This window comes from candidate division WOR-3 bacterium, from assembly GCA_039802205.1.
Lineage (GTDB): Bacteria > Hydrothermota > Tepidihabitantia > SM23-42 > JAOAFX01 > JAOAFX01.
The window spans coordinates 1-11,391 of the sequence record JBDRWD010000004.1 but is presented as its reverse complement, the minus strand read 5'-3'; the positions used below and the strand labels follow the sequence as shown (position 1 = coordinate 11,391).

Here is an 11,391-nt window from a genome sequence, read left to right as displayed (position 1 = left end):
AATCAAGCGCCTTACTGCGCACGCCGTTTGGTTGTCTTCACATATTCTGGGGGTGCATTGTTGACAATCACCTCCCGGGTAATGATACACTTTTCAATTCCAGATAAATTTGGAAGGTTGAACATTATATCAAGCATATAATTCTCCACAATGGAACGAAGTGCCCGGGCACCCGTATCGTATTTCATTGCTTGATTGACAATCTCTTCAATCGCCTCATCCGTAAATTCCAGTTTCACACCTTCCATTTCAAAATATTTCGCATATTGTTTTAAAAGCGCGTTCTTAGGCTTGGTGAGAATCTCAATCAGTGCCGCCTTCGACAATTTATGAAATGGTGCGATGACCGGCACTCTACCCACAAATTCCGGTATCATGCCGTATTTGATCAAATCTTCAGGTTCCACTCGGGCGAGGATTTCATCATAACTTAAATTACTAATTTCTGAATCGCTCAAAAAGCCGATTTTGGTCTTTTTCAAACGGCGCATTATTATATCCTCGATCCCGGCAAAAGTTCCGCCGAGGATAAACAAAATCTTTTTAGTATTGATCGGAATATACTCTTGTTCCGGATGTTTCCTACCCCCATGGGGTGGGCAATGGGCAATCGTTCCCTCAAGGATTTTTAATAATGCCTGCTGGACCCCCTCGCCTGAGACATCTCTTGTGATGGAGGGGGAATCTCCTTTCCGGGCGATCTTATCCACCTCATCGAGATAAACAATTCCGATCTCGGCCGCTTTGATATCATAATTTGCTGCCTGGATGAGCCGCAGCAAAATATTTTCGACATCCTCACCCACATATCCTGCCTCAGTCAAGGGTGTAGCATCGGAAATGGAAAAAGGCACATGGAGCAACCGGGATAAGGTTTCAGCGAGAAGGGTCTTTCCAGTTCCGGTTGGACCGATGAGCAGAATGTTGCTCTTTTGTAATTCGATATCGTCATCGGTAATCATGGTGCGTTTGTAGTGATTATAAACCGCCACCGAAATTACCTTTTTGGCGCGTTCCTGACCGATTATATACTGGTCCAAAAAAGACTTAATATCCTGGGGTTTGGGTAAAACGAAATTGGGTTGATACAACGACTTCTTCTCATCCTCCAACAATTCGTTACAGAGTTTTACACATTCATCACAGATATAGGCATGGGTGCCCCGGAAAAGCCTTTTCACTGCAGATTTCGGCCGTTGGCAGAAGGAGCAGTAGATCTTAGTGTTCATGCCTTCCTCGTCTCAATCACCTCATCAATAATCCCATACTCCTTGGCCTCTTCAGCAGACATGAAATAATTCCGGTCGGTATCTTTGGCAATTTTTTCTTCCGATTTTCCAGTATGCTTTGCCAGCAGTTTGTTCAAAAGTTCACGAATCTTCAAAACTTCCCGGGCATGAATCTCAATATCTGCGGCCTGTCCTTGAAATGCACCTTCGGGCTGATGAATCATGATCCGGGAATGGGGTAAGGCAAACCGCTTTCCCTTTGTCCCACCTGCAAGTAATAATGCTGCCATACTTGCCGCCATACCAATGCAAATTGTGGAGACCGGTGGTTTGATATACTGCATGGTATCATAAATCGCCAGACCCGATGATACAATTCCTCCAGGGGAATTTATGTAAAGGTAAATCTCCTTTGAAGCATCTTCGGCCTCTAAAAATAACAACTGAGCAATGACCAGATTGGCAACTGTATCATCAATGGGTGTGCCAATGAACACGATCCGTTCTTTCAGGAGTCGGGAATAGATATCATATGCCCGTTCTCCCCGACCGGTTTGCTCAATGACGAATGGAACGGTCAACATTTTTTGCCTCCTCGGGTGTTAAAATCCTGCTTTTTTGCACAATTTTTGAATTATTCAAAAGAAATTGGAGGGTTTCATTCCGAAGCACGATCTTTCTTAAATACTCTAACATCTCACCTCTTATCTCGCTTTCGGTCATCCCGTTTTTTTGGGCAAACTCTTTTACGCGTGCATCTGATACCTGAATATTCTCTTTCTGGGCAATCTTTTCCAGAATTAAATTCAGTCTTGCCCTTTTCTCCGCAACGGGCAAAAATCGTTCCCGGGTGCTTTCATTATCCGGGTGATTACCACTTTTGATTATCATCTGGAACTCTCTTTCGACCAAAGATTTGGGCACCGGAAAACGATAACGCTCGAGTAAAATCCGGGCTAAATTCTCTTCCAGCTCCTCGCGCAAGCGCATCTCTTCTTCTCTCTCCAACATCTCCTTCAATCCTTTCTCCATTTCAGCAAGATTTGCGTAATTAAGCATCCGGGCAAAATCATCATTTATATCTGGTAAAATCTTTTCTTCAATCTTTTTGATTTGAATTCGATAAATCTGATTATTGATGGGAACCTCTTTACGTTCACCTTTCTTTACCCCGACCAATGCCCGATTTAATTCATCTGGGAAACTCCGGTCACCGAGCTTTATCACAATATCGGACTGGTGTTCAACAATTTTTTCGCCTTCAATAATCTCTAAATCCAGGGTTATGAAATCATCAACCGCCGCCGGCTTATGCGTCTCGGTGATATCGGCATAATCCTCCCGCAGGCGATTCAATGCCTGTTCATATAGATAATCCATTGGCAACGGGTCTTCTTTGAATAGCTCCAGCCCCTTATAATTTTCAACTTCAAAATCCGGCTGGATTTCGAACTTAAGATTAAATCTTATCTCCCCGGTATCATTGAAATTCACCAATTCGGGGTTGGAGACCGGTTGCCATTTCTTTTCGGTGAGAACCTTCTGGTACATATCCAAGATTAAATCATTTATTGCTTCCGCCTTTAGGGCATCGTAGTATCTAGCCCGAATCAGGGTCTTAGGCGCTCGGCCCTTCCGATATCCTTTGATTGCGATACGCGAGCGCAACTTTTCAATCGACTGGTCAATATAAGGTTCAAGTTCCTGGGCACCGATCTTGAACTCAACCTCTTTCTCAGTATCGGTCTCATTCACAATCTGGTATTCCAACAAACCTCCTTTGTTAATCATGCGAGGAGGGGGAGTTGAACCCCCAACCCTATGCGGGACTGGATCCTAAATCCAGCGCGTATGCCAGTTCCGCCATCCTCGCTCACATCCATCAGTCAATCAATTATATCCCAAAAAGATGCCCGTGTCAATATTACCCAATTTCCGGGATAATACTTCTTTTATGAAACCTCTCCGGCATTTGGTAGGGTACCGTGGAATGTTAAAAAATTATCGGAAGGTCAATCCTAAACCGAAATTGTGTGTGTGATAACAGGCGAGAAAATTGTAGTCGTAATGTAGATAAAAAATGCCCAACTTAAAAGTAAATCCAACTATTGCCCGATAACTATTTTGGGCGACGATTTCAACATCCACATCTTTTTTCACTTTTATGCGCTGTCCAGAGTAGGTCGTATCTGGAATTTCAAATTCAAACTCATAGGCAAAATAAACCTTTGTCCTCTCCAACCCCAAGCCTAGCATCGGTTCAAATGCAATCAGATCTTTGGAGAGAATCATCTGAAGTGCCCAATTTTTACTCGCGACAATCTTATAACCGGCGGCATCCTTTATTCCAAAATCCTGGAGCACACCTCCGAGCGCGATATCTAAAGGAAGAGAGATACCTTTCATAAAAGGAAGACGATTTATATGCTGTTTGAAGCCCAGACCAAGAAACTCAACACGCGAACCTTTAAAGGTGAATGGAACATATCTGATAAGCAACTCTGAACCAGAAATCAGCCCGATATCTACCTGGGGTACTGCCAGTGGAACCAACGAAAGATTAAAGCCACCGGGAATATACGGAGGGATACCAACCGCATTGCCTGTGACCGGGACATAGGTAGTATTCCGGGGACCAAAAATTGTGCTGACACTATCCAGCACTAAAGAATCATAAACGAGATGATTGTTTACCAACGAACAGGTGAGCACCTGGGTATCAAAATATCGGGCAAACTCAGGAATTTGAATCACCATCGCCCTAAGACCGATATCAAATCCTAAGAATTTATGGCTACGCGCACTATGAAACAAACCTGTTGCAATACCTGTTCCGAAAGAGGTGATCAAGGGTTGGGTATAACCTTCAAGGAGGTCTTCACTTATCTTTTTTATCTTTTCGGCGAGTACCTCATAATCCTGTTGGCAAAAGAGAGGGTTTAAAAATAATAAAAAAATTAAATGTAACTTGGTTACCTTCATACTTTCTTTAATTATAGTTACGGATTCCTCCTTGTCAAGTGAAAGGGTGCCTGAGCTTCTCCTTGTTTTTATCCCTTATGAAGGAACGATTAAACTCATGGACAAAATTTGTAAGGGTAATCAATGATTTAGCGGTGGGATTTTTTTAGGGCAAGGCTTTAGCCTTGCATAAATTTGAAATTCTTGGGTGGTAACCGGGAAAATGGTAAGCGCAGGCTTTAGCCTGCGCATAAATTTTTTAGATCCTAGGGTATTTCGCACCCTGAAGGGTGCGGCTACATCTAATAATCCAGCGCGCATAAAAATGATTTGACAAAGAGTGGAGAAGGATCCAGAGAGTAAGCACAAACCAGCATAGTATTAAATTTCACCATTAAACCAAGGAAAACCTCCGGGTTGAGTTATCATCTTTACAAGTTTAGAGCCTTACTGGAAATTAGGTCTTATTGAAAAATAAACCAATCTTTTGGATAAACTCTGCAGTGTGTATAAATAAAAACGGGGCCGACGAGATTTGAACTCGCGACCTCCTGCGTGACAGGCAGGCGTTCTAACCAGGCTGAACTACGACCCCGTTTTTAAAAATCTTGACGCTATATTATACCTAAAAGGTTTTAATTGTCAAGAGATATCCGCTTAATAGACAAATGAACTACCACCTATGAATTCACGCAGGATGGAATTGGAAGGGACATCCCGGTCATTTAAATCGGAAAATAATGCAAAATAGTCAAGCAATCTTTTTACCTCCGGATAAAATGGATCGCTTTTTTCCACCTTTTTCAGTAAAGGCACACAATATTTCTTCAAAACGGCGGATTCATAGATCAAGGCTGAGTTAAACATCTCATCCGCCTCTTCCTGAAAAGGATAGATATTTTGCTCCTCACCAGCCCGCACCCTCCCCCACTGGGTCAAAACCCCTTGCACCGTATAACCCCGATAATGGGTATCTCGGACAATCCGGCGCATCATCCGGGTATCGGTTGTGGAGATGCGATTATGGTCATCAATATTCAACTGGGTAAGGGCGCTGATATAAATTTTGAATTTGAGATTTTTGGGAATGTGTGGTGTGAGATCTTCATTCAGACAATGGATACCTTCTACCATGACAATCCCATTTTTGGGTAGGCGAACTGTTCTTCCCTTTTCCCGCTTGCCTTTAATAAAATTGAACCTGGGTAGAGTGACCTCTTCTCCCCGGATAATTGATAATAGATGTTTATTCAAAAGTTCAATATCCACGGCCCTGATGGATTCAAAATCCAGCCGACCGAATTTATCTTTTGGCGTCCGACTGTGGGGTAAGAAATAATCGTCGGTAGAAATGAGGATGGGCCTGAATCCATTGACCATTAACTGGACGGCTAATCTTTTGGTGAATGTCGTCTTACCCGCACTGCTTGGACCCGCAATCAAGACTACCTTTCTTTTATCCGAAGTTATCCGGTCTGCGATGTAGACAATCTTCTTTTCATGAAGTGCCTCGGCGACCCGGATGATATCTGCACCCTGGCCATTTTTTATCGCCCGGTTCAAATCCGCAACATCAGTGATACCCAGAATCTGCACCCAGTTGAGGTATTCGTTGAATATCCGGGCTAATTTAGGTTGGGGGATATAAGGAGGTAGTGAATCAAGGTTCTGCCAGTTGGGAAAAACGATTATAAAACCTGGTGGGAAATTGGTGAGATAAAATTTATCCACCATCCCTGTTTTCTCAAATGGGGGATTGGGATACATATCAAAATATTTATCCAGCCGGTAAACATTGATTTTTTCAATATTGATGCTCCGGAGCAGTTTTACTTTATCGCGCTGATTATTCCGCTCAAACAATTTTATGGCCCGGGAACGGCTGAGGGTAAATCTTTCAATCGACAGATTGGCACGAATGATCTCGCGCATCCTTAAATCAATCGCCATCAAATCTTTATCAATGAGTTTACGATTCAAAAGACAGTAAAATCCCTGACTGATAGAATGTTCTATCCGCAGGTGAGAATCCGGGAATAATTTTTTAGTAGCCACAAAAAGAATAAATGAAAGTGTGGACTGATAACGCCGCCAGCGATTTAAACAATTTATTTCTTCAACACATTTTTTTTGGTTATCCATATTCACACACGGGGTCCGAATATTGCAGTGCCGATGCGAATCATATTGGCTCCCTCCTCAATTGCTACTTCAAAATCTGAAGTCATCCCCATGGAGAGGATAGGAAACTGCTGGTCGTAGGCCTGGGCGAGTTCATCACGCAGATCCCGGAGTAAACGGAAGGATGCCCGGGAGGCCTCTGGATCGGTTACTGCCCAACCCGGACCAATGGTCATCAAACCCTTAACTCTTATTTTTTTATAATCCTTTATTGCCTCGTAAAATGAGAAAAGTTCCTCGGGTTTGACCCCAAATTTTGTGGTTTCGCCGGAAGTATTAACCTCAATGAGACAATCAACGGGTTCTGTCGCCCTTTTTTCAATCTCAGCCGCGAGTTTCACCGAATCAAGGCTATGGATGAGGCTGAATATCTTCAGGGCATCCTTAACTTTGTTGGTCTGGAGATGCCCCACCATATGCCATTCAGCGCGCGCTCCAATATGTGGAAATTTCTCCTTTGCCTCCTGGACGCGGTTCTCACCGATGATTTTTATACCACACTCCAGCGCCTCCATAATCCGCTCCGGGGGCACGGTCTTGGTCACTGCCACAATAGTAATCTCCTCTGGATTACGGTGGGCCCGCAGCGCTGCATGTACAATCCTTTCCTGCAGACGCTCAATGTTCTCCTTTATGTTCATAATTGATTATACAGAAACCTCGATGAATGTCAATATAATTGAAAATCAAAAAAATTTGAATATAATAAAACATGCTGGCACTCGTTCTCGGTGGTGGTGCTGCCAAAGGTTACGCCCATATCGGGGTGATAAAATTTCTTGAAGAATTGAACATTAAGCCCGATATCATCGTGGGTGCGAGCATGGGTTCACTAATCGGCGGTTTTTATGCCAAAGGTTTCACTGCCAAGGCGATGGAAGAAATTGCCCTAAAGATCGATAAAAAGAGAAAAAAAACATTGTTCAAATTCCAGCCCTCAAAAAAAGGTCTGATCAATGGGAAAAATGTCGTCAAATTTCTGGCGCCCTACCTCAGTGCAACTCGGATTGAAGAATTGCCGGTAAGATATGCCGCCGTGGCAACAGATATTGAAGAAAACACAGAAATCATCCTTGACCGTGGTGATTTACTGGAAGCAATAAGGGCATCAATCGCCATTCCGATCGTCTTCACCCCTCATAAATACCTGGGTCGGACTCTGATTGACGGAGGATTTATCAACCCGGTGCCGGTGGATGTAGCACTGAAACTCGGGGCAGAAAAGATCATTGCAGTAAATGTTCTCAATCGTTATGAATATCCGCAAATCAGCATAACCCCCCAAAATAAACCAGAAAAAGATTATAATCTAAAAGATATCTTCCTCCGAACCTTTGATTTGATCAGTTCCCGGTTAATTGCTTATGATTTTAATCAACTCAAAGAAGGTGTCTGGATAGATATCAATACCAAGGGGATTGGTTTAAGTGAATTTGAAAAGGCCAAAGAGGCAATAATTTTGGGCTATAACCAAGCAGAAAGATACAGAGAACCCTTGCTCCGCCTTTCCACTAACAAGTGATACTCCACTTTTGGTCTAAGATAGTCCGGTGGTAAGTTCATCAATCTTTAAGGCGCTCGCTCCACGCCTCTAACCGGTGCAACTCATAATCCACAAGCAAACGTTCGTATTCGGTCTTCATCAACGGCGAAGAAATCAAAAAATCGGCAGTTGCCCGGTTACAGGCGACCGGGATGTTGTATACGACCGATAAACGTAATAACGCCTTAACATCAACATCATGCGGGAGGGGTTCCATCGGATCCCATAAAAAAATCAAAAAATCAATTTCACCATCAGCAATTTTGGCACCTACCTGCTGGTCACCACCCAAAGGACCGCTCTTAAACCTGATAACCTCAAGTCCAGTCTCTTTTTGTATGAGCAAACCGGTTGTTCCGGTCGCATAGAGATTATGTTCCCGAAGCGAATCCTTATTATACTTCACCCATTCCAGCAAATCCTGTTTCTTATTATCATGAGCAATAAGTGCAATATTCTTTTTCGCCTTCATCTTTATCCTTTTATAATTCATCATAACCTCCTCTCTTAAATTCACCTGCTGATTAAAATTTTGCTATGGAACACACCACCTATCTCACTTTGATTACCTCACGCACCAGTGCTTTTTATTCCCGAAGAATCCCGGTGCTGGATAATTCATGGGTTATTTGATTATAGCTAATTTAATTCGAAGGTCAATATCAATCGTGTCAATTTTGTTCAAAGTATTTTTGGCTCTTAAGCTGTAGCATAATCCGTAAAATGGTTGGTGCAAGCTTCAGCCTGCGGATATTCTAGGTCTCAAGTTATTTTGCATTCTGAAGGGTATGGCTACCCGCAAAGTTTGAATTATGACCCAGCCTCTTCACTATTACCCCCAATTTCGGAAGTAGGGAGTGCATTATTTTCGTTTCTCGGATTTGCCTGCTAAGCTCGGGTGCTAACGGTCAAAATTGTTGTAGTTGTTTCCGGGTGCAAGATTATATTGCCACTGGGAAATACTTCTGCAGATTAATTTTGGCAAACTTAACCTGAATATCAGCAATCACACGAAAGATTACAATGGTCTCACAGATGACTTCCATTACCGCCATAGGGGCACCTCACCCAGATGAATTCACCCAAAGGCGGTGGTAAAAAGTAACCTCTGCTGATGAACGAAATTTCAAGAGTTTTTGCTACCATCTCGTAAGAAAATGGAAGTTCTGTGCTGGATATGGCAAGAGTAATTACAAAACCACCATCTTGGAGGTCAGGCGATAACCATCCACCTCAATGCGCAAGAAATAAATTCCGGGCGCCAATCTTACCATCCTATCATCCCTGCCATCCCAATTGACATTGTGCCAACCAGGCTCCTGTTTTTCACTGACAAGTGTCCTCACACACCGACCTGCCACATCATAGATTCTGAACCAGACATTTGCAGGTCTGGAAAGACTATAGGTAATGCTGGTAAAGGAATGTAAGGGATTAGGAAAGATTTTAAGGTGCAAGCATTCGCTATTGCCCCACAGACCTTCCTCTATTCCCACAATGTCCCGGAGGATTGAGATACTCGAGCCCAAATAATTTGCTACATAAATACGGTTCTGTGGCGGATTACAGGTCAGAGTCGAAGGCACATCTCCTACACTGATGGTGGTAATCACACTATTGGTCACACCGTCAATAACCGTAACATTATCGCTAGCCGCATTGGCGCAATAGACCCTGTTATTGGTCGAATTGTAGCAAAGGGCACAAGGTCCATCTCCCACACTGATGGTGGTAATCACTCCATTGGTCGCACCATCAATAACCGTAACATTATCGCTATATTCATTAGCACAATAAACCTTGTTATTGGTGGAATTATAACAAAGGGCACAGGGTTGGATTCCCACACTGATAGTGGTAATCACACTATCGGTCGCACCATCAATAACCGTAACATCATTGCTAAAGTAATTAGCACAATAAACCTTGTTATTGGCGGGATTATAACAAAGAGCCCAAGGTCTATCTCCCACACTGATGGTGGTAATCACTCCATTGGTCGCACCATCAATCACCGTAACATTATCGCTATATTCATTAGCACAATAGACCTTGTTATTGGTGGGATTATAACAAAGAGCCCAAGGTCTATCTCCCACACTGATGGTGGTAATCACTCCATTGGTCGCACCATCAATAACCGTAACATTATCGCTATATCCATTAGCACAATAAACCTTGTTATTGGTGGGATTATAACAAAGGGCACAGGGTTGGATTCCCACACTGATAGTGGTAATCACACTATCGGTCGCACCATCAATAACCGTAACATCATTGCTCCAATTATTAGCACAATAGATCTTGTTATTGGCGGGATTATAACAAAGAGCCCAAGGTCTATCTCCCACACTGATGGTGGTAATCACACTATTGGTCGCACCGTCAATAACCGTAACATTATCGCTATATTCATTAGCACAATAAACCTTGTTATTGGTGGGATTATAACAAAGAGCCCAAGGTCCATCTCCCACACTGATGGTGGTAATCACACTATTGGTCTCACCATCAATAACCGTAACATTATCGCTAGCCGCATTGGCGCAATAGACCTTGTTATTGGCCGGATTATAACAAAGAGCCCAAGGTCCATCTCCCACACTGATGGTGGTAATCACACTATTGGTCGCACCATCAATAACCGTAACATTATCGCTATATTCATTAGCACAATAAACCTTGTTATTGGTGGAATTATAACAAAGGGCACAGGGTTGGATTCCCACACTGATAGTGGTAATCACACTATCGGTCGCACCATCAATAACCGTAACATCATTGCTAAAGTAATTAGCACAATAAACCTTGTTATTGGTGGGATTATAACAAAGGTCAGAAATTTTAACACCCACAGGGATTGCTGCAATCTTCTGGTTTGTTGCACCATCAATTACGATTACACGGCTGCCTCCACCCCCAACATAAATTTTGTTGTTTGTAGAATTATATGTAAAGGCACAAGGTTCTATGACGCCACAGAGTGAATCAGGAATGTAGATGGTCGTCTCAAGCCACTGGGCAGTGGCAATGCTAAACAGCCCTGATAGTATAATTACACTTAAATTTACTCTATCTATCATTTTTCCTCCCATGTTGGTATTTACTACTCTCAACCATTTGTATAGAAGGCTTAACACTAAATTTGTTTCAAGAAGGACAGAGCTATAGAAATTCAAACCTGTGCTCCGCTGATTCTCAGCGGATGATTCAACAATACCCATTGTGGAAAATGCCAATTTTTGTCTAAATCAGATTCTTGGACACACTTAGAAATCTCATTTTCACCTCCTTGCCGAACCAAAAACAAACATCTAATCAAAATTTTTAAATAATCACATAAAAGATTATATCCATCTATTGGCGGTTGTCAAGGATACGATTTGAATCAAAAATAATCTTACCGAAGTGGGGTTATTTAATCAAAATAAAATATCTTACCCAAAACTTTTAAAACATAGGCACCCCTGGATATAT

The 11,391-nt window shown here is 42.6% G+C and carries 9 protein-coding genes and 2 tRNA genes; 1 reads left to right on the top strand and 10 read right to left on the bottom strand.

What is annotated here, in order from left to right:
* Positions 1-11: 11 nt before the first annotated feature.
* From clpX to ABIL39_01430, 8 genes are all read right to left on the bottom strand, one after another.
* On the bottom strand, positions 12-1,229 hold the full coding sequence (gene clpX / locus ABIL39_01465; protein ID MEO0164788.1) for an ATP-dependent Clp protease ATP-binding subunit ClpX: 1,218 nt from the start codon (positions 1,227-1,229) through the stop codon (positions 12-14).
* Positions 1,226-1,813, bottom strand: a complete 588-nt coding sequence (clpP, locus tag ABIL39_01460) for an ATP-dependent Clp endopeptidase proteolytic subunit ClpP (GenBank protein MEO0164787.1) — start codon at positions 1,811-1,813, stop codon at positions 1,226-1,228. Before clpP ends, clpX begins: the two co-directional genes overlap by 4 nt.
* A complete protein-coding gene (tig, locus tag ABIL39_01455) occupies positions 1,788-2,999 on the bottom strand; it encodes a trigger factor (protein ID MEO0164786.1) in 1,212 nt (403 codons plus the stop codon). Before tig ends, clpP begins: the two co-directional genes overlap by 26 nt.
* Before the next feature lie 20 nt (positions 3,000-3,019).
* A tRNA-Leu gene (locus tag ABIL39_01450) sits at positions 3,020-3,102 on the bottom strand.
* A gap of 128 nt (positions 3,103-3,230) precedes the next feature.
* A complete protein-coding gene (locus ABIL39_01445; GenBank protein MEO0164785.1) occupies positions 3,231-4,211 on the bottom strand; it encodes a DUF6588 family protein in 981 nt (326 codons plus the stop codon).
* 499 nt (positions 4,212-4,710) lie between these two features.
* Positions 4,711-4,785, bottom strand: a tRNA-Asp gene (locus ABIL39_01440).
* 62 nt (positions 4,786-4,847) lie between these two features.
* On the bottom strand, positions 4,848-6,332 hold the full coding sequence (locus ABIL39_01435) for a nucleoside kinase (GenBank protein ID MEO0164784.1): 1,485 nt from the start codon (positions 6,330-6,332) through the stop codon (positions 4,848-4,850).
* A gap of 2 nt (positions 6,333-6,334) precedes the next feature.
* Complete coding sequence (locus ABIL39_01430; GenBank protein ID MEO0164783.1) at positions 6,335-7,012, bottom strand: YggS family pyridoxal phosphate-dependent enzyme; 678 nt, start codon at positions 7,010-7,012, stop codon at positions 6,335-6,337.
* A 71-nt stretch (positions 7,013-7,083) separates the two neighbouring features.
* Between ABIL39_01430 and ABIL39_01425 the strand changes: the two genes are divergently transcribed.
* Positions 7,084-7,893 (top strand): patatin-like phospholipase family protein, encoded by an 810-nt coding sequence (locus tag ABIL39_01425; GenBank protein ID MEO0164782.1) that lies wholly within the window; start codon positions 7,084-7,086, stop codon positions 7,891-7,893.
* Positions 7,894-7,933: 40 nt separating this feature from the next.
* Here the strand turns inward: ABIL39_01425 and ABIL39_01420 are convergent, their stop codons facing one another.
* Together ABIL39_01420 and ABIL39_01415 are read right to left on the bottom strand one after the other, a co-directional pair.
* The gene (locus tag ABIL39_01420; protein ID MEO0164781.1) at positions 7,934-8,410 is read right to left on the bottom strand and encodes a methylglyoxal synthase; all 477 of its coding nucleotides are present in this window, start codon (positions 8,408-8,410) and stop codon (positions 7,934-7,936) included.
* A 694-nt stretch (positions 8,411-9,104) separates the two neighbouring features.
* Positions 9,105-10,997 carry a T9SS type A sorting domain-containing protein gene (locus tag ABIL39_01415; GenBank protein ID MEO0164780.1) on the bottom strand — a complete coding sequence of 631 codons (1,893 nt, stop codon included), beginning with the start codon at positions 10,995-10,997 and terminating at the stop codon, positions 9,105-9,107.
* Positions 10,998-11,391: the final 394 nt, after the last annotated feature.

Coding starts and splice junctions, on each gene's coding strand:
- clpX (MEO0164788.1), bottom strand. CDS start 1,229: ATGAACACTAAGATCTACTGCTCCTTCTGCCAACGGCCGAAATCTGCA.
- clpP (MEO0164787.1), bottom strand. CDS start 1,813: ATGTTGACCGTTCCATTCGTCATTGAGCAAACCGGTCGGGGAGAACGG.
- ABIL39_01445 (MEO0164785.1), bottom strand. CDS start 4,211: ATGAAGGTAACCAAGTTACATTTAATTTTTTTATTATTTTTAAACCCT.
- ABIL39_01435 (MEO0164784.1), bottom strand. CDS start 6,332: ATGGATAACCAAAAAAAATGTGTTGAAGAAATAAATTGTTTAAATCGC.
- ABIL39_01430 (MEO0164783.1), bottom strand. CDS start 7,012: ATGAACATAAAGGAGAACATTGAGCGTCTGCAGGAAAGGATTGTACAT.
- ABIL39_01425 (MEO0164782.1), top strand. CDS start 7,084: ATGCTGGCACTCGTTCTCGGTGGTGGTGCTGCCAAAGGTTACGCCCAT.
- ABIL39_01420 (MEO0164781.1), bottom strand. CDS start 8,410: ATGATGAATTATAAAAGGATAAAGATGAAGGCGAAAAAGAATATTGCA.
- ABIL39_01415 (MEO0164780.1), bottom strand. CDS start 10,997: ATGATAGATAGAGTAAATTTAAGTGTAATTATACTATCAGGGCTGTTT.